General features: G+C 56.5%; 22 protein-coding genes. 13 read left to right on the forward strand and 9 right to left on the reverse strand.

Going from position 1 to position 25306, the window contains the following annotated elements:
• Nucleotides 1–2 precede the first annotated feature (2 nt).
• Nucleotides 3–1079 (forward strand): ABC transporter ATP-binding protein, encoded by a 1077-nt coding sequence (locus CPJ18_RS22545; RefSeq protein ID WP_077106111.1) that lies wholly within the window; start codon nt 3–5, stop codon nt 1077–1079.
• Nucleotides 1080–1129: 50 nt separating this feature from the next.
• On the opposite strand, the gene CPJ18_RS22550 is transcribed toward CPJ18_RS22545, so the two are convergent.
• On the reverse strand, nt 1130–2266 hold the full coding sequence (locus CPJ18_RS22550; RefSeq protein ID WP_077106112.1) for a PLP-dependent cysteine synthase family protein: 1137 nt from the start codon (nt 2264–2266) through the stop codon (nt 1130–1132).
• Nucleotides 2267–2599: 333 nt separating this feature from the next.
• On the opposite strand from CPJ18_RS22550, the gene CPJ18_RS22555 reads away from it, so the two are divergent.
• Nucleotides 2600–3769: a fumarylacetoacetate hydrolase family protein gene (locus tag CPJ18_RS22555; RefSeq protein WP_103660082.1), complete on the forward strand. Its 1170-nt coding sequence runs from the start codon at nt 2600–2602 to the stop codon at nt 3767–3769.
• Nucleotides 3770–3898: 129 nt separating this feature from the next.
• Here the strand turns inward: CPJ18_RS22555 and CPJ18_RS22560 are convergent, their stop codons facing one another.
• The 4 genes from CPJ18_RS22560 to CPJ18_RS22575 all read right to left on the reverse strand — a co-directional run bounded on the left by CPJ18_RS22560 (nt 3899) and on the right by CPJ18_RS22575 (nt 10319).
• Nucleotides 3899–4951, reverse strand: coding sequence for an alpha/beta hydrolase (locus CPJ18_RS22560; RefSeq protein ID WP_244554307.1), 1053 nt, complete (start codon nt 4949–4951; stop codon nt 3899–3901).
• 144 nt (nt 4952–5095) lie between these two features.
• Entirely contained in the window at nt 5096–8170 is a 3075-nt protein-coding gene (locus tag CPJ18_RS22565; RefSeq protein ID WP_103660083.1) for an efflux RND transporter permease subunit, read from the reverse strand.
• The gene (locus CPJ18_RS22570) at nt 8167–9249 is read right to left on the reverse strand and encodes an efflux RND transporter periplasmic adaptor subunit (RefSeq protein WP_077107357.1); all 1083 of its coding nucleotides are present in this window, start codon (nt 9247–9249) and stop codon (nt 8167–8169) included. The genes CPJ18_RS22565 and CPJ18_RS22570 overlap by 4 nt, the downstream gene beginning before the upstream one ends.
• Entirely contained in the window at nt 9246–10319 is a 1074-nt protein-coding gene (locus CPJ18_RS22575) for an efflux RND transporter periplasmic adaptor subunit (protein WP_077107358.1), read from the reverse strand. Before CPJ18_RS22575 ends, CPJ18_RS22570 begins: the two co-directional genes overlap by 4 nt.
• A gap of 159 nt (nt 10320–10478) precedes the next feature.
• On the opposite strand from CPJ18_RS22575, the gene CPJ18_RS22580 reads away from it, so the two are divergent.
• Nucleotides 10479–11045: a TetR/AcrR family transcriptional regulator gene (locus CPJ18_RS22580; protein WP_244910325.1), complete on the forward strand. Its 567-nt coding sequence runs from the start codon at nt 10479–10481 to the stop codon at nt 11043–11045.
• A 308-nt stretch (nt 11046–11353) separates the two neighbouring features.
• Here CPJ18_RS22580 and CPJ18_RS22585 read toward each other — a convergent pair whose 3' ends face one another.
• Nucleotides 11354–11902 carry a TetR/AcrR family transcriptional regulator gene (locus CPJ18_RS22585; RefSeq protein ID WP_077107360.1) on the reverse strand — a complete coding sequence of 183 codons (549 nt, stop codon included), beginning with the start codon at nt 11900–11902 and terminating at the stop codon, nt 11354–11356.
• A 111-nt stretch (nt 11903–12013) separates the two neighbouring features.
• Here CPJ18_RS22585 and CPJ18_RS22590 point away from each other — a divergent pair, with 111 nt between their 5' ends.
• From CPJ18_RS22590 to CPJ18_RS22605, 4 genes are all read left to right on the forward strand, one after another.
• The gene (locus CPJ18_RS22590; RefSeq protein ID WP_103586476.1) at nt 12014–12802 is read left to right on the forward strand and encodes an SDR family NAD(P)-dependent oxidoreductase; all 789 of its coding nucleotides are present in this window, start codon (nt 12014–12016) and stop codon (nt 12800–12802) included.
• 55 nt (nt 12803–12857) lie between these two features.
• The gene (locus CPJ18_RS22595) at nt 12858–13952 is read left to right on the forward strand and encodes an alkene reductase (RefSeq protein ID WP_103660094.1); all 1095 of its coding nucleotides are present in this window, start codon (nt 12858–12860) and stop codon (nt 13950–13952) included.
• Nucleotides 13953–14065: 113 nt separating this feature from the next.
• Nucleotides 14066–14890, forward strand: coding sequence for an oxidoreductase (locus CPJ18_RS22600; RefSeq protein ID WP_103660095.1), 825 nt, complete (start codon nt 14066–14068; stop codon nt 14888–14890).
• Nucleotides 14891–15014: 124 nt separating this feature from the next.
• On the forward strand, nt 15015–16031 hold the full coding sequence (locus CPJ18_RS22605; protein WP_103660084.1) for an NADP-dependent oxidoreductase: 1017 nt from the start codon (nt 15015–15017) through the stop codon (nt 16029–16031).
• Nucleotides 16032–16352: 321 nt separating this feature from the next.
• Here CPJ18_RS22605 and CPJ18_RS22610 read toward each other — a convergent pair whose 3' ends face one another.
• Nucleotides 16353–16940, reverse strand: a complete 588-nt coding sequence (locus tag CPJ18_RS22610; protein ID WP_103660096.1) for a TetR/AcrR family transcriptional regulator — start codon at nt 16938–16940, stop codon at nt 16353–16355.
• A gap of 98 nt (nt 16941–17038) precedes the next feature.
• Between CPJ18_RS22610 and CPJ18_RS22615 the strand changes: the two genes are divergently transcribed.
• On the forward strand, nt 17039–18151 hold the full coding sequence (locus CPJ18_RS22615; RefSeq protein WP_103660085.1) for an efflux RND transporter periplasmic adaptor subunit: 1113 nt from the start codon (nt 17039–17041) through the stop codon (nt 18149–18151).
• Entirely contained in the window at nt 18151–21267 is a 3117-nt protein-coding gene (locus CPJ18_RS22620) for an efflux RND transporter permease subunit (protein ID WP_077107366.1), read from the forward strand. The genes CPJ18_RS22615 and CPJ18_RS22620 overlap by 1 nt, the downstream gene beginning before the upstream one ends.
• 153 nt (nt 21268–21420) lie before the next feature.
• Here CPJ18_RS22620 and CPJ18_RS22625 read toward each other — a convergent pair whose 3' ends face one another.
• Nucleotides 21421–21858 (reverse strand): winged helix-turn-helix transcriptional regulator, encoded by a 438-nt coding sequence (locus CPJ18_RS22625; protein WP_077107367.1) that lies wholly within the window; start codon nt 21856–21858, stop codon nt 21421–21423.
• A 122-nt stretch (nt 21859–21980) separates the two neighbouring features.
• On the opposite strand from CPJ18_RS22625, the gene CPJ18_RS22630 reads away from it, so the two are divergent.
• The 4 genes from CPJ18_RS22630 (at nt 21981) to CPJ18_RS22645 (ending at nt 24735) form a co-directional block, all read left to right on the forward strand.
• Complete coding sequence (locus tag CPJ18_RS22630; RefSeq protein WP_103660086.1) at nt 21981–22277, forward strand: YciI family protein; 297 nt, start codon at nt 21981–21983, stop codon at nt 22275–22277.
• 73 nt (nt 22278–22350) lie between these two features.
• On the forward strand, nt 22351–23124 hold the full coding sequence (locus CPJ18_RS22635; protein ID WP_103660087.1) for an SDR family NAD(P)-dependent oxidoreductase: 774 nt from the start codon (nt 22351–22353) through the stop codon (nt 23122–23124).
• 75 nt (nt 23125–23199) lie between these two features.
• Complete coding sequence (locus tag CPJ18_RS22640; protein WP_077120138.1) at nt 23200–24015, forward strand: oxidoreductase; 816 nt, start codon at nt 23200–23202, stop codon at nt 24013–24015.
• A gap of 132 nt (nt 24016–24147) precedes the next feature.
• Nucleotides 24148–24735, forward strand: coding sequence for a DUF1349 domain-containing protein (locus CPJ18_RS22645; protein WP_077120174.1), 588 nt, complete (start codon nt 24148–24150; stop codon nt 24733–24735).
• Nucleotides 24736–24873: 138 nt separating this feature from the next.
• On the opposite strand, the gene CPJ18_RS22650 is transcribed toward CPJ18_RS22645, so the two are convergent.
• Nucleotides 24874–25284 (reverse strand): cyclophilin-like fold protein, encoded by a 411-nt coding sequence (locus CPJ18_RS22650; RefSeq protein WP_077107371.1) that lies wholly within the window; start codon nt 25282–25284, stop codon nt 24874–24876.
• Nucleotides 25285–25306: the final 22 nt, after the last annotated feature.

Genomic DNA, 25306 nt, shown 5'->3' on the forward strand with positions numbered 1-25306 from the left:
GTATGGCAAGCAGCATTACTCTAGAAAAAATCGTCAAGCGTTTCGGCGCGTTTCCGGTCGTGCACGGTATCGATCTTCAGATAGAGCCGGGAGAGTTCACGGTCTTCGTCGGTCCATCCGGCTGCGGAAAATCGACGCTCTTGCGCATGATTGCAGGTTTGGAAGAGATATCGGAGGGCGATTTGCGCATCGATGGAGAGCGGGTCAACGAAACAGCCGCCTCCAAACGTGGCATCGCTATGGTGTTCCAGTCCTATGCACTTTACCCGCATATGAGTGTCTACAAAAACCTTGCCTTCGGGCTGGAAACGGCTGGCTATAAAAAGCCTGAGATTGAGGCCCGCGTCAAAAAAGCGGCAGATATTCTGCAGATAAACCCGTTGTTGCAACGCAAGCCCAAAGCGCTCTCAGGCGGACAACGCCAGCGTGTTGCGATTGGTCGTGCCATCGTGCGCGAACCAAAGATATTCCTGTTCGATGAACCGCTTTCCAACCTCGATGCGGAATTGCGCGTGCAGATGCGCGTTGAAATCGCCAAGCTTCACCAAACCCTTGGCAGCACCATGATCTATGTGACGCACGATCAGGTGGAGGCTATGACCATGGCTGACAAGATCGTTGTCCTGCGTGAAGGGCGCATCATGCAGGTGGGGCGGCCGCTGGATCTCTACAATCATCCGGCCAACCAGTTCGTTGCCGGGTTCATCGGCTCTCCGAAGATGAATTTTCTGGCCGCAAAGCTGGTGGTATCCGATACGTCGCGTCGCACAATCGAGATTGCGGGCCAGCACATCGTTCTGGAGCGTCCGCTGGACGCAAAGGATGGCGAGGCCCTAACCTTGGGTGTTCGACCAGAGCATATCCAGGCCCAGACGCAATCCGCCAGTCTCGGTCAGGGCAACATACAGTTGGTCGAACACTTGGGTGGTTCGACGGTCCTTTACACCAATACCGCAGATGGTCAGCCGGTCACGGTTTTGCTGGAGGGACAGAAGTCATTGCGGATGGGTGAAACCGTGCCGCTCTCCTTCGATCTTGCCAATGCCCATGTCTTCGGCGCGGATGGCCGAAGGGTCTGAGGAAAGGCAGGCTCTTCGACGGGATTGGCTTACCGAGGAGTTGGCGCGTCTCAGGCTAGTCCCGCGCCACTCAGATCCTTGAATTCACCGCTGTCGATGAAGGTTTCCAGCATCTCCCGGTATGGGGTGATGTTGATGCCGTTTTTTTCCAGCCAGTCGGCGTTGTAGTAAGTGGCTGCGTAGCGGTCTCCGCTATCGCAGATCAAGGAAACGAGCGAGCCTTCCTTGCCCTCCTTCATCATCGCGGCGGCAATCCAGCATAGCCCGAAAAAGTTTGTGCCCGTTGAGCCGCCGACGCGTCGAAACAGCCGCTCTGACAGAACATGCATTGCCGCGATTGAGGCTGCATCCGGTATCTTGATCATGTGATCGATGACGCCGGGAATGAAAGAAGGCTCCACTCTCGGGCGTCCGACGCCTTCAATACGTGATGGTGTTGGGCAGGTGACGTTACGATCACCGGTCATGTAGGACGCGTGAAAAGCCGAATGCTCTACATCCACCACACACAGGCGGGTGCGCAGATTACGGTAGCGGATAAAACGACCAATCGTGGCTGATGTGCCGCCCGTTCCCGCATTCATGACCACCCATTCCGGCTCCGGATGTTCTTCACTCTTCATTTGCTCGAAAATCGAGTCGGCAATGTTGTTGTTGCCACGCCAGTCGGTTGCGCGTTCGGCATAGGTGAACTGGTCGAGATAATGCCCGCCCGCTTCGGCAGCCAGTCGTTCCGCAACGGTATAAACTTCGGATGGCTTGTCGACAAAGTGACACCTTCCGCCGAAACGTTCGATGGCTTCGACCTTCTGCGGACTGGTCGAGTGCGGCATGACAGCAATGAAGGGCAAGTCCAGAAGATGGGCAAAATAGGCTTCGCTGACCGCCGTCGAACCCGACGAGGCTTCTACGAGCGTCGTTCCCTGCGCAATCTTGCCGTTGCAGATGCCGTAAAGAAACAGCGAGCGCGCCAGACGGTGCTTGAGACTGCCGGTTGGGTGTGTCGATTCGTCTTTCAGATAGATCGAAATGCCTCTTAGCCCCTTAAAAACAGGCTTGACGAGATGCGTGTCCGCCGAGCGACGACCATCGCCCTGAAGGATACCGATAGCGCGTCTGGCCCAATCACGATCTTCACAGGCGGGCAGGGGTGTCAGAGGTGGTGTCGCGAGGCATTCCAATGTCATAGTGCGATCCCTCTAGTCAGAAAAGAAGACCTTTTGTCATTCTTGCGATCAACACGTGTCACGATTTTTCGCCTATTTTTGAATGATTTGGAAGAATATATTTCTATTAATGAACAATATATTAGAAAGTATCGGTCGCCAAGTGAAAAATCCGTCTTCGAGCATGAAGCACCATCATTTCTGCCGCTCGAAAGTGCATAACTGGATTGTCGAACGCTGGACATGACGAGTAAGCCCTAATAGACATGATCAGGGAGAATTGTCAGACATCCTGGCAATGGTAAAAGCTTCGCTGGAGGGCGCGGTTTTACCTGACAATGTGGAGGACTAACTTTGAAATCCGAACGTGTGCTGCGCGCAGAGTCCGTCTTGCCGGAGGATGCCGCCAATGCTCTTTTGGTCGGGCGCGTCTGGTCGAACGCAAAGGGCGGGCCGTGCCCCGTGCTGATTTCTGGTGATCGCGTTCTGGATTCGACCAGCATCGCTGCTACGATGTCCGGTCTAATGGAAACGGAAAACCTCGTAGACCATCTGCGCCAACCCCGTGATCTGACAGATCTCGGTGACCTGCAAGGCTTCCTCTCTGGCGAAGCCGGTAAAATTCTAGCGCCTATCGATCTTCAGGCCATCAAGGCCGCCGGTGTGACGTTTGCAGACAGCATGTTGGAACGTGTCATCGAGGAGCAGGCGAAGGGCGATCCGCGCCGCGCCCAGGATATCCGCGTCAAGCTTGCGCCGGTTCTTGGTGATAGCCTGCGTGGGCTGGTGGCCGGTTCGGAACAGGCAGCGGCTGTTAAAAAGCTGCTTCAGGATATGGGGCTATGGTCTCAATATCTCGAGGTCGGCATCGGGCCGGATGCTGAAATCTTCACCAAGTCCCAGCCCATGTCTTCTGTCGGTTGCGGCGATCTGGTCGGCATTCACCCGATTTCGCAATGGAATAATCCAGAGCCTGAAGTCGTCCTCGTGCTAAGATCCGATGGCACGATCGTCGGTGCCACCCTCGGCAATGACGTGAACTTGCGCGATGTCGAGGGACGCTCCGCCCTGTTGCTAGGAAAGGCAAAGGACAATAACGCCTCCTGCTCGATTGGTCCCTTCATACGATTATTCGATGACAGCTTCTCAATGGAAGACCTGCGCCGCGTCCGTGTCGGTCTTGAAGTGCATGGCGAGGATGGATTTAAAATGACGGGTGAAAGCCCGATGGAGGCAATCAGCCGTTCACCTGAAAGCCTTGCCGCGCAACTCATGAACCGCAGCCACCAGTACCCCGATGGAGCGGTTCTGTTTTTGGGCACGATGTTTGCGCCTGTGAAAGACCGCCGCGGTGCCGGCGAAGGCTTTACCCATGAGGTCGGCGATCGCGTGGAAATCTCCACCGCTAAACTCGGCCGGCTGGTGAATTGGGTTGAGCGCACCGATGTTTGCCCACAATGGACTTTTGGCGTCGGGGCGCTCATTCGCAATCTGGCTGGTCGCGGTCTCTTAGATCGGATGTGAACCAAGCGGCCAGCATGACGAGAGTGATGCTCGCACATTTCAGGGCTTATCTGGCGATTAAAATTTCTGTTCTGGTTCGGAGCAGCCGGATGCAATGTTGTTCGAACGCTTCAGTCTCCGACGTTCGCATCATTGGCGTGCTATCTGCCCGGCGAGTTTGAAGGGGCTCGCCACGGCAGCGCCTGCGGCATCGAACACGAAAGCACCTATGTTTCCACCGTTGCTGCGCATCCGTGCATCGGCCTTGTCGATATCCCCTGCAAAACGGGCGAGCGAGGCATAACGGTCGTGGCCGAGGCCGTCCGAGGATTGCAGGGAGGAAATGTCGATCACCGTCAGATGTTCGGCTTTGGCGGTTTGTTGAATGACCGGGTCATTGATATCGAGAAGCCCGATGCGTGGTCGCTCGCCTCCGACAAAACTCGAAATGCTCAGCGCATTGTCCGATTTCGACACCAGCAACGTCACCGGGTTTGGAATGCGGCCTATGTCCTTGAGCTGCGATTTGAAGACATCGACATCAATATCGGGGGCGGCGAGGACGATCTGGAGCTTTGCGAGAACGTCGTCGTGGCCCTGAAGCTTGAGTTGTCTTGCGACTTCCATGGAGAGAAAGCCGCCCATGCTGTGCCCGAACAGAACAATCCTCTTTATCCTTGGTGTATTCGCAAGCGCTTTAAGAAGGGCATCTAGCTCGGTGCGGGAATATAAAACTGCATCCTTGTCTGCGACGTAACCTGTTACGCTTGCCGAGGACGGCCAGGAAAACATGATTGGGGGGCTCATGGAGACGGCATCGGCTGACATCTGCGCGGTTCGGAACAATGCTTCCTGATAGGAGTAATTGTAGCCATGCACGAACACGGAGACCGTGCCATCGAACTTTGACGATGCGGTGGCGTCCATTACAAGTTGATCACGTGACAGCGTCTCGCGGTTCGTAACGATGAACTGCCGCTTGGCATCCGGCTTGCTCGAGGGGTAGGTAATTGCCGCGCCTTTTCTCTCTGGCGGGATTGAGAAAACGAAGCGATCATAATGGACGTCTGATGCCCAACGATTGCCAAAGGAGTTGTCTTTGCTTTGGCGGTCGCGGTTTGTAACAGAGAGGATGCTGACTTTTTGGCCTGGGTCTGTCTTTAAAACGACGGGTTGCAGAACCTCTGTTGTCGGGCGAGACACACATCCGGACAATATCAACACTGTGGCGACAATCGCTAATACAGCGGGCGAGCAGCGATAATCGCTTGATGGAAAAAGAAACATAAATGCTTCGCTTCAAAGAAGGACCAAAGGGAGGAGGGCGCTAACGCGCCCTCGTTGAATTCAAACAGCCGCAGGCTTCTGCGTCGCCTCGGTTTCGTCTTCGCGTGGAATTCGGAACCAGGCAACATAGAGTGCAGGCAGGAATAGAAGCGTAAGAACCGTTCCCACGACAATCCCACCCATCATCGCGTAGGCCATGGGTCCCCAGAAAATTTCGCGCGAGATGGGAATCAATGCAAGTGTTGCTGCCGCAGCCGTCAACATGATTGGCCGCATGCGGTGCTCCGTTGCTTCGATGACCGCACGCCAGGGACTGACGCCTTCTTCTCTGAGATGCTCGATCTGCACGATAAGAATGACGGAGTTTCTGATCAGAATGCCGATCAGTGCTAGAATGCCGAGAATGGCGACAAACCCCATGGGCGCGTTGCTGAGCAAGAGCGCCGCAACGACGCCAATGAGTGCCAGCGGGGCGACAGCGAAGACCAGAAACAATCGACTGAAATTCTGCAACTGGAACATAAGGATCGTTGCCATTGCCAGAAGCATCATCGGGAACACGGCCGCGATTGGTCCTTGAGCCTCTCCACTCGATTCAACCGAGCCGCCATTTTCCACCTTGTAACCGGCTGGAAGAGAAGCGGAGAACTTTTCGACTGCTGGCTTCAACTGTTCAACGATCGTCGCTGGCTGCGTGGGTCCGATGACGGCTGCCTTCAGCGTGATTGTTGGCATGCGGTCTCTGCGGCCAATCATGGGCTGCTCGAGTTCATAGTGAAATTTCGCGACGGCAGAAAGAGGAACGGACTTTCCGTTCGAGCCAGCCAACTGCAGGTTCCTCAGCGTTTCTATCGAGCCACGCTCCACATCTTCGGCTCGGCCGACAACATCAATCAGATAAATGTCATCTCTGACCTGAGTTGCCGAAGTTCCCTCGACGACGTCGTTGAGAACCGTCGCAATATCCTGCGAGGAAACTCCCAGTTGTCGGGCCTTATCCTGCAGAACATCAACCTTTACGACGCGTGTGGGTTCGTTCCAGTCATAAGCCATGTTGGACAAAAGCGGATTGGCATTGACGATGGTGCCGAATTGCTGCGCAAGTTGGCGGACCTTTTGTACATCCGGTCCGCTGAGACGGTACTGTACGGGCTTCCCAACCGGCGGTCCGATATCCAGAAGCTTTACAAACGCGTCGGTGCCGGGAAATGTCTTGGCGAGGTAAGCCTGAAGATCACCTCTGAGGCGGTTTCTGGCCTCCAGATCCTTCGCAACGATAACAATCTGGCCAAACCATGCCGACGGGCTCTGCACATCGTAAGACAGGATGAAGCGAGGCGCCCCTTCACCGACATAGGTTGACCAGTGATCTATATCGCCATTACCGACGAGTTTTTCCTTTTCGAACTGAGCCATCTGCCTGTTCGTTTCGGCCAGGGTACTGTTTTGCGGCAGGCTCCAGTCAATCACCAGTTCAACACGGTCGGAGGCTGGAAAAAACTGCTGCTGGACCAAGCCAAGCCCGCCGATAGAGAGGGCGAAAACGGCGACCGTTGCCCCGATCGTTATCCAGCGCCACCGCATCGCCAGGCGAAGTAACCAAGCAAATGCGCTTGCAACGCGCCCCTTCTTGTCATGGTGCGACTTCATGGTTTTCGGCAAGATGACGACGCCAAGCAGCGGCGTAAAGACCACCGCGACAATCCATGACACCACGAGCGATACAGCAATGACAACGAAGAGTGTGAAAGTGAATTCGCCAGCAGCGCTGCTGTTGAGGCCAATCGGAATAAAGCCTGCCACCGTGACGAGCGTGCCTGTCAGCATCGGAAATGCAGTGGACGTATAGACATAGGTGGCAGCTTTTCGCAGATTATCGCCCACCTCAAGCCGAGATACCATCATTTCGACCGCGATCATTGCGTCGTCCACCAGAAGCCCGAGGGCGATGATAAGCGCGCCAAGCGAAATGCGCTGAAGCGAGATGCCGGTATATTCCATCACAACAAACGTTATGGCGAGAACAAGCGGGATAGAGATCGCAACCACCAGGCCTGCGCGCACGCCCAAGCTGATGAAGCTAATTGCCAGGACGATGACGATGGCTTCGAACAGTGCAGTCGTAAAGCCGGACACTGCCTCCTCGACCACCGCCGGCTGATCGGACACACGCTCTACGGTGACGCCGATGGGAAGATCGGCCACGACGCGTTTCATTTCGGCATCCAGATTTTCGCCGAACGTCAGCAGGTTTGCACCCGGTGTCATGCCGATAGCCAGTCCAATCGCAGGCTGACCCTTGAAGCGGAAAAGAGAGGAGGGAGGATCGACATAACCGCGCTTGATGGTGGCGATGTCCGTCAAAGGGAAATAGCGGTCGTTGACGCGAAGATTGATCGTCTTCAGGCTTTCCTCAGACAGGAATGCACCGCCAACCCTCAGCGCGATACGTTCCGGGCCAGCATCGACAAAGCCTGACTGTGTCACGGCGTTTTGCGCTTGGAGGGTATCGATGATCGATTGACGATCAATGCCGAGCGCGGCGATCTTGCGGGTCGAGAACTCCAGATAAATGACTTCATCCTGCTCACCCACAACATCGATTTTACCCGCGTTTGGAACGGTCAGCAGCTTTTCGCGCGCGTCTTCTACGAGATCACGTAGCTGCCGTTGGGACAGTCCATCCGAGGTGAACGCGTAGATATTGCCGTAAACGTCACCGAACGTATCGTTGAAGGTTGGCCCGAGGACCCCGCTCGGCAGGTCCCCCTTGATGTCGTTCACCATGTTGCGGACCCGGATCCAGTTACCGGTGACGTCCTTGGCCTTGGTGGTTGCAAGAAGTTCGACATAGATCGTCGTCTGGCCCGCCTTGGTCTCGCTGCGGGTGTAGTCCAGAGCGTCGAGTTCCTGGAGCTTTTTTTCGATCCTGTCGGTGACCTGTTTCGTCACCTCTTCCGCGGAGGCACCGGGCCATTGCGCATTGATGATCATCGTCTTGATCGTGAAGTCCGGATCTTCTTCACGGCCCAGATTCAGGTACGAGAACGTGCCTGCGATGATGAAGATGATCATGAAGTACCAGACGAGCGAACGGTGATCGAGCGCCCAGTCGGAAAGATTGAACGATTTCACTGGGCATTCTCCTGCTCGACACGAACGGCCTGGCCGTCTTTGAGTTGGTTGACGCCTGCGACCACGATGCGGTCGCCAGCATTGATCCCCGAGGAGATAACGATTGTCCCACCAGGGACCGAGCCCGCCTGCGGGGTTACCTCACGAGACGAAACCTTGCCCGCTTTGTTATCGACGACCCACACGAAAGCTTTTGAACCATCACGCCTGATGGCTGATGACGGTAACCTGATAACGGGATGCTCATCCACTGTCGCGCTTGCAGTGATGACCGAACCCAGTCGCAACGCTTCAGGCGGGTTCTGGAGTGCCAGCTTCGTCCGTCTGGAGCGGGTTGCATCGTCCGCTTCGGGAGCGATTTCACGAACGAGGCCTTTGGCCTTGATCGTCGGGTCCAACTGAAGTGATACATCGAATGCGGCACCCGACTTTAGCAAGGCACCGGCAGCTTCAGGCACGTCGATGACGGCATCACGCTCGTCGGGTCGTGCCACGGTTACCACGCTCTGCCCTGCAGAAACGACCTGGCCAACCTCTGCAGAGGTGCTTGTGACGACGCCGTCGAATTCGGTGATGAGCCGGGTGTAGCCTACCTGTTCGTTCGCCTTGTCGAGATTGGCTTGCGCCTTGTTCACGTTGGCTTCAGCCGTCGCGCGCTCCTGTTGCGCGGTTTCAAAGGTTGCTTTCGCCGCCGACTGCCGTTCGAACAACGTTTGCTGTCGCTTCTCGTTGGTCACGGCGTTTGCAAGTTGGGCTTGGGCGTTCGCAAGGTCGGATTGCGAGCTTCTGACGGCAAGTTCCAGGGAGAGGGGATCTATCGTGGCAAGGACATCACCCTTTTTGACGACGTCGCCTACCTGTACATTCCGAGCGACGATACGACCAAGAATACGAAAGCCGAATTGGGTCTCTAAACGTGCATTGACGGTGCCGGGCAGGGTAAGTGTCGCCTGTGGGGCGGGTTCTACAACAACGGAAAGAACGGGTCTCGGTTTTTCGACCGTTTCGTCTTCCTTCTTGCAAGACATGAGGAATGTTGTCGTCAGCAATAACGCAAGGGCAATTTGGGGGGATTTCATTGTGCGGCTCCTTCGTATGCCACGATTTCGCCGATGGACAGAAACTTGGTGCCATCAGTGACCACAGTTTCTCCCTCGGACAGACCCGATCGAACCGAAAAATGCTCGTTCACATAGGTGCCGACTTCGATTTTGCGCAAGGATACGGCGTTGCTTTTGGGGTCAATGATCCAAACGGAAGGCTGACCAGATGACGAAGCCATCGCGGACCAAGGTAGCTGAATCGTGCTGACCGGCTTGTAGTGAGCCGTTGCGACAACGACACTTCCGAGCCGAACATCTGCCGCTGGATCCAGTGCTAGCTTCACGCGGATCGTACCGGTGGTGGTATCGATCGTCGGTGAAACCTCCCTTATCGTCGCTTTTATCGGCTCTCCGCCTGAGATCATCCTGACGACGACATCATTCTGGATTTCGCCCCCAAGGAGAGTGGTCTCATCAGCGTTGATGACGGCGTCGCGTGGTCCGTCGTGGGCGAGCGTGAATATGAGTTGAGCGGCCTGAGCGACCTGGCCGACCTCCGCACTTCGCACAGTAATGATGCCATCGGCATCGGCCTTCAGTTCTGTCTGCTCCAACGCGTCGCGAGCAGTATCCACCTGCGCCTGAGCCGATTGAACGGTGCCCTGGCCCGTAAGCAGCGTTTCCTGTGCCTGATCTAGCGCTGCTCTGGTGGTAACGCCTGTGTTGAAGAGGCTTTGCTGGCGGTCGAACGCCTGCTGGGCTTGGGTCTGCTGGGCCTGCGCCGATTGAAGGGTGGCCAATGCCACTTGAAGATCGGCCTTTTGTTCCTGTGGGTCTATGCGCGCCAGAACCTGACCATCTGACACATGCTGGCCGACGTCCACGAGGCGTTCGACAATCTGACCGCTGACACGGAACGACAGGTCGGACTGCACACGAGCACTGATCTCGCCGGTTGTCGAGATTGTATCTGCTATTTCAAGGGTCTTAACTCGGGTCACCTCTACATGTCGCAGAGGTTTCTCCTGCGCTTCTTTTTCAGGCGCGCAGGCGGACAAACCTGGCAGTGTTGCCGCCAAAAAGGCGATTATTGCGTAGCGTCTCATAAATTGCCTCTTGAACCATCATGATTAACTGATACATTTGACTTACCAGACAGTCAATGAAATTGTTTGCGAGTCGAATGGTCGCAATGCAAATGGTTAAGGGTTATTATGAAACGGCTGACACGCGCCGAGCAAAAGGCACTTCGACCGACGCAGATTTTGGAAGCCGCGTTTGAAGAGTTTGTCGAACATGGCTTTACGTCTGCGCGGGTTGAGGACATTGCCGAGAGGGTCGGGGTGACCAAAGGGACTGTCTACGTCTACTTCTCGACGAAGGAAGAACTTTTCGCAGCAATGATCCGCCACATTGCAACACCCTTCGAAGATATCCTTGCCGATATCAATCAGCTCAAAGGAAGCTGCGCAGATCGCCTAAGAGGGATGATTCTGCTTTTTTATGATGGCATGCTGGAAGAGCGAAGGCTCACCGAGTTGTTGCGCTTCGTCATATCGGAAGGAAAGCGCTTTCCTCATGTCATAGACAGGCACCGAGAGGAACTTTTTGAGCCGTTGCTCGTGCAAATGCAAACGATCCTCGATGAAGGCGTTGACGTCGGAGAGTTCTCAGGAGGCTCCCGCGCATCCGCCCGCATCCTCTTTTCCCCCATCATGGCCATGGCCGTCGAAATACTGATCCGCGGCGGCCGTCACGATCTTCATCTCAACGAGTATGTCGAGTCACATGTCGATCTGGTGATGGGAAGTTTGGTGCGTGATAGGGCGTAAAGCTCACTCAAGCTTCCGACGACCTCGTTATCGGTTTTTGTCAGGCTGCGAGATGTAGACATCGTAGGGGGCGAAAGATCCTTTTCCATGCGCTTTTATCTCATCCAACACGTGGGGTTCGCTTGTTTCCTTGAAGCGCACGTTTGCCTCATGGTTCTCTAATCCATAATTTTCGTGCCTGAGTGTTGCGATCGAAGGGGTAACGTTGGGTTGCGGCAGACCAGATGTTTCCAGGGAGATCGTTCCTCGTTGTGGTGAGCTTTGGCCTCTACCGGATCGAATGCGCAGATTGTGCGCTCTCTGACGCCTCAGCCGACACGGGTGTCGATCCATGTGCGGGTCTGCTCGAGAACCTCGTCCGACAATTCGGGATCATCGACAGCACGGGCGAGGATGACGGCTCCCACCATTGCGGCCCAGCTTCCTATCGCCGCACGTCGCTTTTCGGCTGCACCTTGCTCCGGCAACGCCTGCTCAATGCGCGCGATCTGGGTGCGCAGCCCTTCTGTCATGACGGCTTTTGCGGCAGGCGTCTGGTGACGAATAGCGGCAGCGAGGCCTGCTGTCGGGCAGCCGTTGCCGGGATTATCCCGATGACGAGGTGCGAGGTAAGAACGTACGAAACTGTTGAACTCGCCGTCTCCGACACTGTCAGATGCTAGCGCCTGTGCAAGCGTCTGGGCCACAAGATCGTCTTTTGATGTGAAGTGTCCGTAAAAGCCGCCATGTGTTAGTCCGGCTGCCTGCATGACTTCGGCCACACTGACCGCATCGAACCCCTTGTCTTTAAACAACCGGCTCGCGACATCCAGAATCCTGCGACGGTTTTCTGCCATCTGTTCTCGGCTGACCTTCATTTTCAAAATTCTCCGCAACGCCTGTTGACATTTACATGATGGCGATCATATTTAAATCCAATCATGATGATGATCATGAATATAGGTTCAATCAGAGAAAAGAGCAATCCAATGAGCCAAATTTCCGCAGTCCTGATTACCGGTGCATCCACTGGTATCGGTGCCACCTATGCTGAACGGTTCGCACGCCGCGGCCATGATCTCGTGCTGGTCGCCCGAGACGGTGTGCGCATGGAAACGCTTGCAAGCCGCCTGCGCCAGGAAACCGGCGTGACAGTCGACATCCTCCCGGCCGATCTCACCCAGACGGCGGATCTTGCAAAGGTTGAGACCCAACTGCGCGACGATGCGCGCATCGGTATTCTCGTCAACAATGCCGGAACGGCGATCGGTGGAAGCTTCGTCGACCAGAGCGTCGATGACATGACCAAGCTCGTTGCGCTCAACGCGATCGCGCTCGTCAGGCTTTCCAGCGCTATTGCTCCCCGTCTTGCCAAGGCAGGGGAAGGCGCGATCGTCAATATCGGTTCGGTCGTCGGCCTCGCCCCGGAATTCGGCATGACCGTCTACGGTGCGACAAAGGCTTTCGTCCTTTTCCTGTCACAGGGACTTGCGCAAGAGCTCGGACCGAAGGGTGTTTACATTCAGGCGGTGCTTCCCGCCACGACCCGGACCGAAATCTGGGATCACGTCGGCGCCGACGTCAATGCCATGAACCATGTCATGGAAGTGGGTGATCTGGTCGATGCAGCCCTTGTCGGTTTCGACCGCCGCGAACTGGTGACCATCCCGCCGCTGCACGAGATCGGCCAGTGGGACGCCTTCGATGGCGCGCGCAAAGCCATGCTCGGCAATCTCGCCAATGCGCTTCCTGCCGAACGCTATCGCACGCCGGTGTGAGCTTTCAGAACTCGATGAACCCACGCCGATCCAGAAGAAATATCAAAGTGATATCATGACAAAAAACACGCTCTTCGAACCCTCCAGTCTAGGCGCAATCACGCTTGCAAACCGTATCGTCATGGCACCACTCACCCGCAATCGTGCCGGCGCGGGCTTCGTGCCCTGCGACTTGACAGCCGAATATTACGCCCAGCGCGCGTCTGCAGGGCTGATTATTTCCGAGGCCACCCAGATTTCTCAGCAGGGCCAGGGCTATCAGGACACGCCCGGCATCTATACGAAGGACCAGATCGACGGCTGGCGCAAGGTGACGACCGCTGTGCACGCAAAGGGTGGACGCATCCTCCTGCAGCTCTGGCATGTTGGTCGCGTCAGCCATGTCGACCTGCAGCCCAATGGCGGCCTGCCTGTTGCGCCCTCGGCCATTCGTACTGCGACCAAGACCTTTGTCAACAATGGCTTCGTCGATGTGTCCGAGCCACGCGCCCTGGAGATTGATGAGCTAGCCGGTATCGTCAACGACTTCCGCAAGGCGGCAGCCAATGCCATCGAGGCCGGTTTCGACGGTGTTGAAGTTCACGGGGCCAATGGCTATCTGCTCGAGCAGTTCGCAAAAGACGGTGCCAATGTTCGAACGGATGCCTATGGCGGCTCAGTGGAAAACCGCGCGCGTCTCATGCTCGAAGTCACCGCCGCAGTGGCGAAGGAGATCGGCGCGGAGCGCGTAGGCATTCGCATTTCGCCGGTCTCGCCCGCCAACGGCATTTCCTGTAGCGATCCCCAGACGCAATACGATTACATCGTTGATAAACTCGATGCTCTCGGCATCGCCTACATTCATGTCGTAGAAGGTGCGACCGGCGGCCCGCGCGACGTCGCGCCCTTCGATTACGGGTCGCTGCGCCGCCGCTTCAGCAAAATCTACATCGCCAACAATGGCTTTGATCTTAAGCTTGCGACGTCGCATCTGGCCGATGGCAGTGCGGATCTCATTGCCTTCGGACGCCCCTTCATCGCCAATCCCGATCTCGTGGAGCGACTGCAAAGCGGTGCGCCCTTGGCTGAGATCAATCCGGCCACGCTCTATGGCGGTGGAGCTGCGGGTTACACCGACTATCCGCGTTTTACTAAGACCTCCGGTCGTTGAGCCATCAGGGGCCATACTTCGGCGCGGCCCCTCTCATGTCGATCACCATCAATTCCTGACAACTCCCAAGGCTGCGCGTACGGATGTCGCGCACCAAATCGAGAAGAAAGCCAATGGCGACCTCTGCATCAAAAGGACAGAAGACTGCATTTGTAACCGGCGCCTCAAGCGGCATTGGCAAAGCGGCGGCATTGGCGCTCAACCGCGCGGGTTACAGGGTGATTGGCACCAGCCGCAAGGCGTTACCCGACGAGGTCCGCGACGGCATACGCATGATCGCGTGCGATGTGACCTCCGACGCTTCCGTTGCCGCCGCGGCGTCGCTGGCACTTGCAGAACTCGGCCAAATCGACCTCCTGGTCAACAATGCCGGATACGCCATATCAGGTGCTGCGGAAGAAAGCTCGATCGAGCAGGTTCATGCGCTGTTCGATACAAATTTTCTGGGCGTGGTGCGGGTGACGAATGCAGTTCTTCCGATCATGCGTCAACAGGGTTTTGGGCGGATACTGAACATTGGCTCGGTCGTGGGGCTTATTCCTGGTCCCTTCGGCGCCTATTATACGGCGAGCAAGCATGCGATCGAGGGCTATTCCGAATCTCTCGATCACGAAGTGCGGCCTTTTGGCATTCGGGTCGCCGTCATTGAGCCATGGGCGACGAAGACGTCCATCGAAGCCAACTCGCCGCGTGGCGACCGTCCTGTTGCGGCCTATGGTCAGACATTCGCCCGATATCAAGCGGCGTTCAATGCCGCCATGGCAGCCGGCGACACGGCAGACGATGTCGCCACGACCATTCTTACCGCAGCACAGACTAAGACGCCGCGCTTGCGCTACCCCTCGGGCAAGACTGCCCGAGAGACTTCATTCGCTCGGCGTTTTCTTCCGCGTGCGGTGTTTGATCGTATCTTGCGCAAGCAATTCAACATAGCCTGAGATTTGATGATCTTTGACGACGCCCGCCAAGGTGCGATCTTGCCTTACCATGCCGAGTTCGTGCTGAAAGCTCTGGCTTTCCCGGCGGTCTGACCCGATAATCGTCTCACACCGGAGAAAACCCGTGAAAGCCTTCGTCGTCGACAAATACAAGAGGAATTACCCCCTGCGTCTTGCGGACATGCCGGATCCTGAAATCGGTGCCAATGACGTGCTGGTTCGCATCGAGGCTGCAGCCATCAACCTTCTCGATTCCAAGCTGCGTGACGGCGAATTCAAGCAGTTCCTGCCCTATCGCCCGCCCTTCATCCTCGGTCATGATCTGGCTGGCACGGTCCTCCGCGCCGGCGCCAATGTCCAACAGTTCAAGGCAGGCGACGAAGTCTATGGCCGTCCGCGGGATCACAGGGCTGGCACCTTCGCAGAAATGATAGCGGTTGACGCAGCAGACCTGGCGCTGAAGCCGAAAAGCCTCTCCATGGTGCAGGCTGCCTCGATCCCGTTGGTCGGATTAACCGCGTGGCAGGCGCTGGTTGAGGTGGGCAAGGTCAAGCCCGGTCAAAAGGTGTTTATCCAGGCTGGGTCTGGCGGTGTTGGCACATTCGCCATCCAACTTGCCAAACATCTTGGTGCCAGCGTGGCAACCACCACCAGTGCCGCAAATGTCGAGCTTGTCAAAAGCCTCGGCGTGGATGTGGTCATCGACTACAAAAAACAGGATTTCGAACAGGTGCTCTCGGGATATGATCTCGTGCTGAACAGCCAGGATGCCAAAGCGGTAGCAAAGTCGGTGAATGTACTGAGGCCCGGCGGTAAACTGATCTCGATCTCCGGACCGCCGGACGTCGCCTTCGCAAAATCCCTGCGGCTGAACCTCATCCTGCGCCTTGTGATGCGGATGCTCAGCAGAGGAATTCTGAAAAAGGCAAAGAGCCGGGGCGTCGACTATTCCTTCCTATTCATGCGGGCGGAAGGTGAGCAACTGCAGGAGATCGCCAAGCTGATCGACGTTGGTGCCATCCGTCCTGTTGTGGACAAGGTGTTTTCCTTTGCGCAGACGGCGGAGGCCTTGGCCCATGTCGAGACCGGACGCGCGAAAGGGAAGGTTGTCGTTGCCGTTTCACAATCATCGTGCCGCTAACAGGCAGCTCTTTTCAAAGCGGAATGTCCGCTTCTATGGCACTTGCGAAGAGGAGCGTATGTTCTCCTTGCGGCCGTCTTCTTCGAACATTCGGAACAACCCCTCCGTGACAAGGAACAGATACGCGGCTCGCGCTTTGGCTGTTCTTCACGGAACGGTATATCTCGCTGTGACCTAGGCGAACCTGGAATGACGCGGGAACCCGCCGCCGAAAGAAGAAGAAATCGGCTTAGCGCCGCATATGGTTAGACATCGCCAAATGCACCTTTTTGGGGTGCCGTATGGCGGCACTCCCAACGGATCTCAGGTTTGGGCCGCTTTTCAGGGCGTATTAGCCCGACCTGCGATACGCCGGACCTCGCCAGCCGCTGACTTCAAGACGCCCTGAGACAGGGTCTCATCTTGCGTAAGACGTGAAAGCGTGACCGCACCCACCATGAGGGAAAGGATCGCCATAGCCTTGTGGCTGGCTTCCGGGTCACCGGCTCCGCCTACCAGGTTTTCCAGCACATCGAAATGGGCGAGAATCCCGTCCTCGAATGGTTGCTTGACCTCTGCGTTCTGGCGAGCTGCGTCCGATCCCAAAGCGACCAAAGGACAACCTTCTGTCTTTTCTCCCCGGTGTTCGGTCGACAGGTAGAAGTCCATGACAGCTTCGAGCGGATCCGAGCTGTTTGCGGCGGCTTCGGACCATCTCATTGTGGCGCTCTCCATGGCTCTCGCCGATGCCAGTGCCGCGAGGTCGTCCTTGGAAGCGAACTGTTTGTAGAAAGCGCCCTGGGTGAGACCAGCACCTTTCATCAGGTCCTTCAGCCCTATGCCATCGAAGCCATGCTCTCGAAACAGACGGCTTGCGACATCGATAACCCTATCCCGGTTCTCCTCTGCCTGCGCTCGGCTCACTCTCATGACCATCTCCAATTAGATTTCGATTGACATCTATAATATAAATAGAGTTAGGTCGCAATCTATTTTGTTTGTATCGCTCGTCAAGAAGAGAACTGAAAATGAAACGCAAACATGTCCTGATCCTATTCGGCCTCGTAGTCGCAGCAGGCGCTGGTGCCTTTGTAGTGATGTCGCAAACATCTGCGCAGACGGCGGTAGTTGCAGATCCAAGAACCGCGTCACCACTGGTACGTGCCGCGCAGGCAACGAAAACGCATGCGTTAGAGCGTTCATTTACTGGAACAGTCGCTTCAAGGGTGCAAAGCAACCTCGGCTTTCGAGTTCCAGGCAAGATAGTCGAGCGCATGGTTGATGTTGGCCAGCGGGTGAATATTGGACAGCCGTTGATGAGGGTCGACGAAGCTGACCTGCAACTAGCGCTCACAGCCAGACGAAATGCGGTCACCGCAGCACGTGCTGTCCTGATCCAGGCACAGGCTGATGAAAAACGCTATGCGGCGCTGGTGAAAAATGGCCTTGCCGCTACGCCCCAGAGATACGAGCAGGCAAAGGCGGCTCTGGATACGGCAACGGCGCAGCTCGCCGCCGCGCAAGCGGAGGCGGAGGTTGCTGAAAACGCAACACGCTACACCACTCTTCTGGCTGACTCGGACGGAACGGTCGTTGAAACTCTTGGCGATCCAGGACAGGTGGTGGCGGCGGGCCAGACGGTGGTGCGATTAGCAAAGGCAGGTCCCCGTGAAGCGGTGGTTTGGTTGCCTGAGACACTACGCCCCGAGGTTGGGTCTGAAGCCCAGGCCAGTGTCTATGGCAGCAACGGGCTCAGTGGAAACGCGCGACTGAGACAGATCTCCGATGCCGCAGACCCGCAAACCAGAACCTACGAGGCCCGCTATGTCCTCGATGGTGATGCCGCCTCGGCCCCTCTTGGTTCGACCGTCACAATCAAAATTCAAGACGTCGACCGGCAGTCGGAAGTCTCTGTCCCGGTCGGTGCTATTCTTGATGACGGCAGCCGCACCGGCTTGTGGGTGATCGACGGTACTTCATCGTCGGTGAAATTCGCGCCGATTACCGTAAAGAGAATTGGCGAAGAGAACGCCTTTGTCACTGGCATCGAAGTTGGCCAGCACGTCGTTGCACTGGGCGCTCACCTTCTTGAGAATGGCGCGATCGTCAGGGTCGCCGCACAGCAGGAAGGGGCCGAGTAATGAGCTTCAACCTTTCCGCCATCGCCGTTCGCGAACGCGCTGTCACTCTTTTCTTCATCGTGCTGCTGGCTGCTGCGGGCGTCTACGCCTTTATAAAGCTGGGACGCGCCGAGGATCCCTCCTTCACCATAAAGACTCTGACGGTTACATCGGTCTGGCCGGGTGCAACCGCCCGCGAGATGCAGGATCTCGTGGCCGAACCTCTCGAAAAGCGCATCCAGGAACTGACATGGTACGACCGCGTCGAAACGACAACTCGACCTGGTTATGCATTTCTTACAGTCACGCTGAAAGACAATACGCCCGCGTCTGCCGTTGGAGAGGAGTTCTATCAGGCACGTAAGAAGCTTGGCGATGAAGCCCGAAACCTGCCTCCGGGCGTGATGGGCCCGTTTGTCAATGATGAATATTCCGACGTTACCTTCGGTCTCTACGCCCTGAAAGCAAAGGGCATGCCGATGCGAGACCTGGTGCGGCAGGCGGAGGTCATCCGTCAGGATCTGCTTCACGTCCCCGGTATCAAGAAAATCAACATCGTCGGTGAACGCCCCGAGCAGATCTTCCTCGAGTTCTCCTTCGCGAAGCTCGCTACGCTCGGCATCTCCGCTCTGGATATTGCCACAGCTTTGCAGAGACAAAACACCGTCACGCCTGCAGGGTCGATCGACACGAAAGGGCCGCAAGTCTTCATAAGGTTCGACGGTGCTTATAACAGTGAGCAGGCAATAGCCGACACGCCGATTGCGGTCGGTGGAAGGACACTCAAGCTGTCCGATCTGGCGGAGGTGGGGCGCGGCTATCAAGATCCAGCGACCTATATCATTCGCCATGAGGGCGAGCCGACGATCATGCTGGGTGCTGTGATGCAGGCGGGATGGAACGGGCTCGATCTCGGCAAGGCGCTTGAAGCACGATCGGCGGCGATCGCGCAGACGCTGCCGCTGGGTATGACGCTCACCAAAGTCAGCGATCAGGCGGTCAATATTGATGAGGCCGTTGGCGAGTTCATGCTCAAGTTCGCAATGGCACTTGGCGTGGTCCTGTTCGTAAGCCTGGTCGCATTGGGCTGGCGTGTCGGGATCGTCGTCGCGCTGGCCGTGCCGCTCACTCTTGCCGTCGTTTTTCTCATCATGTTGGAAACCGGGCGGTTTTTCGACCGCATAACACTCGGAGCACTGATCCTGGCGCTCGGACTTCTGGTTGACGATGCCATCATCGCCATCGAAGTCATGGTCGTGAAAATGGAAGAAGGCATGGACCGCATCAAGGCCGCCGCCTATGCTTGGAGCCATACCGCAGCCCCTATGCTATCTGGTACACTCGTCACGATCATCGGATTGATGCCCGTTGGTTTCGCGAAATCGGCGGCTGGCGAATACGCCGGAAACATCTTCTGGGTCGTGGGTTTTGCCCTCATTGTTTCATGGCTGGTCGCCGTGACCTTCACACCTTACCTCGGCGTCAAGATGCTGCCGGACATCAGGCCTGTCGAGGGCGGCCATGAGGCCATCTATAATACACCGAACTACCGACGCCTGCGATCAACAATCGCGTTCGCGGTTCGCCACAAGTTCATGACCTGCGCAATCGTTGGCATCACAATGGCTGTCTCTGTTGTCGGAATGGGTGGCGTAAAGCAGCAATTCTTCCCGACATCGGATCGGCCGGAGGTGCTTGTCGAGGTGCGCATGCCGGAGGGAACGAGCATCGAAGCGACGACATCTGCGGTCAAGAAGGTCGAGGACTGGCTGCAAACGCAGCCCGAGACCAATATCGTTACCAGCTATGTGGGTCAGGGTGCTCCAAGGTTCTTCTTCGCCATGTCACCGGAATTGCCGGATCCCGCTTTCGCCAAGGTCGTCGTACTCACACCAGATGCTCATGCACGAGAAGATTTGAAGCACCGTCTTCGTGCCGCCATATCGGAAGGTCTGGTTCCCGAGGCGTCGGTGCGCGTGACCCAGCTTGTGTTCGGTCCTTACACACCGTTCCCGGTCGAGTTCCGCATTATGGGACCTGATCAGGATGAGCTTTACAAGATCTCCGAACAGGCTTTAGCCATCATGAAAACCGTTCCCGATGTCCGTCAGGCAAACAGGGATTGGGGCAACCGAACCCCTGTCCTGCGGTTCGTGTCCGATCAGGAGCGGCTCAATCTGATAGGCCTGTCGCCTTCGGAGGCAGCACAGCAGATGCAGTTGCTGCTGAGCGGCATCCCGGTGACACAGGTGCGCGATAACATCCGCAACGTACCAGTCGTGGCGCGCAGCGCAGGTGAAAATCGCCTCGACCCATCACGCCTGGCGGACTTCTCACTGATGAGCAGGGACGGCCGTCAGGTTCCGCTGGATCAACTCGGGCACTCCGAGATCCGGTTCGAGGAACCGATACTGAAGCGTCGCGACCGGACACCGGTCATCACGATCAGGTCCGATATCAGCGAGGCGACCCAGCCTCCGGAAGTGTCTCAACAGGTGATGAAGGCCCTACAGCCGCTGATCGCTTCGCTTCCTGTCGGATACCGGATCGAGATGGGCGGCAACATCGAAGAGTCGCTCAAGGCCAACACGGCGCTGGTTCAAGTCTTCCCGCTTATGATCGCGGCCACATTGATTGTCATCATCTTGCAGGTTCGAAGCTTGTCAACGATGACGATGGTGGTGTTGACGGCACCTCTCGGTCTCGCCGGAGTGGTCCCAACCTTGCTTCTGTTCAATCAGCCGTTCGGCTTCAACGCGATTCTCGGACTGATTGGACTGGCGGGTATCCTCATGCGCAACACGTTGATCCTGACGGAGCAGATCAAGGAAAACCAGGCGGCGGGGCTCGATGACTATCACGCCGTTATCGAAGCAACAGTGCAGCGAACACGACCTGTGATCCTGACGGCGCTTGCGGCGATCCTGGCATTCATTCCTTTGACCCATTCGGTGTTCTGGGGATCTATGGCTTATACGCTGATCGGTGGAACGGCGGCGGGGACAGCGATGATCCTGCTTTTCCTGCCAGCGCTCTACGCCGTTTGGTTCCGCATTAAGCCCCCGAAAGCTGAAGCTTTTCTGCAGACTGATATTCAGCGGGAGCCGGGCCATGGGCATGCTATGGCGGCGGAGTAGGCTAACCGATCCAGCGAAAATAACCCGCCATTTAACGGATGCTGCCAGAAGTTGGCAGCATCCAGAAGCGGCCATCGCTCGGTCGATGGTCAGAGGCTCGTGGTGTGGCAACCATAAAACCGGGAAACAACGCCGTTCTGCAACTACGTCTTGTTAGTTTAAGGTCGGCATGACGATCTTGATAGGGCGCGATCCAATGGGTGCACCCGTTCTTTGGTCTATGGTCACTGGATCGATTTCCTCGCCCGTTTCTTCATCGTAGAACCTCGTATACGCGCCCCCGCCACGATGTTTTCCGCCCCATGCTCCAAGAGCGAAGAGGACTGGCAAAAAGTCGCGGCCCGACGCCGTGAGCTGATATTCGTCTCTTGGCGGGCGTTCGGAGTATCGTCGCTTCTCAAGAATTCCTTCTTCGGCCAGAGCGGTAAGCCTTGTCGTCAGCATCGTTGGCGCGATGCCCAGATTTTTGCGGAATTCCTCAAAGCGTGTCGATCCTGCATGGGCATCGCGGAGGATCAACATACTCCACGCGTCGCCGACCAGGGCGAGGCTTCGAGCGATAAGGCAGGGTTGGTCTGCAAGATTTTTCACGTCAGTCTCATTTTAATAGTGACATAATATCAAATTAATAGTATCCCATCGGTCATCGACATTCCAGCGCAAATTTCAAGGAATTTAGAAGCAACCTATTTCCATTCAATCAGGACCCGATCATGAAATACTACCTCTGCAGATACATACCCCCGCGCGCCGATTTCCTGGCCACAATGAGTGCGGACGAGAAGAACTGGATGGAACAACACGGCGCATATCTCGACAAGCTCTTAGGCGACGGAAAGATCGTGGCCCATGGACCTGTCATGGATCCTGCGGGCGGCTACGGTGTTTCGCTCTATCAGATCGCCGATGACGAAGAGATCGAGACGCTGACATCCAAAGACCCGATCGTGCAGAACGGTGTCGGCCACTACGAGCACCATCCAATGCTCCACCTAAAGTCCCGCGGCTAATGCTGTAAATCTCGCCACTTCATCTTGCATCTATCAACAACTGGCAGTCCAGGGACCGCCTGAAGGAACCCTCATGACCATCGCACTCATCACTGGCACTTCAAGCGGCATCGGCACGGTCTATGCACGTCGCCTTGCTGCTCGTGGCCACGATCTCATTCTGGTTACCCGCGCCACCGATCGACTGGAGGCGCTCGGTACTGAGCTTCAGCAGGAACATGGTGTCGCTGTCGAAACCATCACGGCGGACCTGACGGACGAAAACCAACTCGATAATGTCATGACGCGCCTCAGGGCTGCTCCGCATATCGACATCCTCGTCAACAATGCCGGGGCAGGGATGCTCGGAGGCTTTACGTCAGCCGATCCCGCCGCGATGGACAAGCTGCTGCGGCTGAATGTTCTGGCTCCGACCTTGCTCACATCCGCCGCTATCGCAGGAATGGTGGAGCGTGGCAGTGGATCGATCGTAAACATTGCGTCGGTACTGGCACTTCTACCGGAGCACTCCCATGGAATCTACGCGGCGACGAAGTCCTATGTGCTGACGATGTCACAGAGCCTTGCCGCCGAAGTCTCTTCCAAGGGTATATATGTGCAGGCTGTTCTGCCAGCCGCAACGCGCACGGAGATATTCGAACGGGCCGGAGGCGACATCAGCCGCGTTCCAAACGTCATGGAAGTTGAAGACCTCGTCGATGCCGCGCTGATCGGTTTCGACCGCAAGGAACTCGTAACGATCCCGCCTGTGCCGGATGTCGCAGCATGGGAAGCATTCGAGCAGGCACGAGGTGTTCTGGCCGCAGGCTTCAGCAATTCCGAACCAGCCACTCGATACCGAAAATAAAGTATTATCCGCGTCTGGTCCGTCCAGCGGCACTCACCCACTCAACTGCCTCGTCAGCAAATGGAAGTTATCGAAATGGATACAAATAATCGCAGCGTAGCAGTCGTATCAGGGGCGGCATCAGGCATCGGCCTTGCTACTGCCAAAGCCCTTCTGTTGGCAGGGTATCGGGTCTTTGGCACCAGCCGGAAAGCAAGGGCGGGGTCATCAGCAGGCATCACCATGCTCGAATGTGACGTGACCGACAGCGCGTCGGTTGCCAGCATGGTCGCGGAAGTCGTCAATCAGGCGGGTCGCATCGACGTGTTTGTGAACAACGCCGGTGGTGCTTTGATCGGCGGAGCCGAGGAGTCGTCGGTCGAGCAGGCGCAGGCGCTTTTCGACCTCAACGTTTTTGGTATCATCCGGGTCACCAACGAGGTGCTGCCCATCATGCGCCAGCAGCGCAGCGGGCGCATCATTAATATCAGCTCGGTTGTTGGCTTTATCCCAAGTCCGTTCAGCGCGCTTTACGCAGCCACCAAACACGCCGTCGAAGGCTATTCGGAATCTCTCGACCATGAAGTCAGATCACTTGGTATCCGGGTGCTTCTCGTGGAGCCTGCGTTCACAAACACAGCCCTGGACCATAACGCGACACAGCCCGACCGTATGACAAGCGTCTACGATCAAGGCCGCAAATCGACCGAAGCCTTATGGAACACTGCGATCAAGGCAGGCGATGCGCCGGAGCTTGTTGCAGAAGCGGTTGTGAAAGCGGCGACAGCCAGGTCGCCGAAGCTGCGGTACCCCGCCACGAAAGCCGCTCGCCAACTGCATTTTCTGCGCCGTTTCGTGCCAGCAAGTGCGTTTGACAAAAGTCTGCGCAAGCAGATGAAACTACCTGCCTGACAGCGTTGTTTTGAGAAGCGTCTCCCAAAAAAAGGACGCTTTCTTTACGCAGGCAACGATCACAGGTACCGCTTCAACCTGGCAATGACGCTCGCCTCATGGGCGCAAATGGTAGTTACGGAGGACAGTATCATGGTCGTTAATCTGAGAGAGGCAACGTGGCTGAACGAGCCGGCGGTGTGGGAGGCCACAGAAACCGCCCTCACCTTGACGACGGATGTGAACACCGATTTCTGGCGTAAAACCCATTATGGGTTTACGCGCGATAGCGGTCATTTCCTCGGGTCCTCCGTTGACGACGGATTCACAGCCTGTGTCCGCATACAGGGGGAATTCCGGTCTCTCTATGATCAGGCAGGCCTCATGGTTCGCATTGATGAGAACCGATGGGTGAAGACCGGAGTGGAGTTCACAGACGGGGAGCGCTTCCTCAGCACCGTTGTCACCGACGGAAAATCTGACTGGTCGGTGTCCCAGCCTTTCAAGGAACTCGGGGATTTCTATATTCGGGTTACCCTGAAACAAGGTGCAATGCGCATTCAGGCGTCGTCAGACGGCAGGATTTGGCCACTGCTGCGACTGGCACCGTTTCCGGAGGCACCTCGTTATCTCGTCGGGCCGACAGCGTGCACTCCGGAGCGAGGCGGACTGGATGTTCGTTTTTCGGAGTTCACAATAGGTGCAGCGATAACCACCGATCTTCATGACCTTACAGCGTAACGGTGCCACTCAGCGATTCACATGATAGATCCGAAACCGATCTTGAACGCGTGAAAAATGTGTGCTGCGTGGCATCTCAGAAGATCGAGCAAATGTTAACGGCGAAAATGCGAAGTCGGTTGGGTTTGCATGCGTCACTCAGTCCGTAGCCCCGAGCGTTACGGTGACAGGTCCTGGGCGGTCGAAGACCGAGACATCTCCCGTCACCTGCCCGAGGATAATAATGCCCGGAGAGGGAACACGTCCACTGCGATAATAGATCACGAAATGATCGGCACTCCACAGGCCAAGCGTGCCGACCGAGAAGTCTCGCTGTCGTGTTAGCTCAGGCAGGGCAGAGGGCAGGTTTCCCGTCTTTTCTTGGCGAAGATGGTCGGACATCTCGATTGTTAATGGCAGCATCCGCGCCAGCGATCTGGCGGCTTCGTTGTCGGCGAGGGTAGCGGTGACTTCTCCCCACGCTGAGGAAATCCGAATGCTTTCTTGAGCCATGACAGGTCCCGTCAATCCCAGTACGACGACAGCAGAGGCCAATATTGTCTTGGGCACGTGATCGTCTCCGTTTCGTTTT

The sequence above is a fragment of the Agrobacterium rosae genome (assembly GCF_002915175.1).
GTDB classification, from domain to species: Bacteria; Pseudomonadota; Alphaproteobacteria; order Rhizobiales; family Rhizobiaceae; genus Agrobacterium; species Agrobacterium rosae.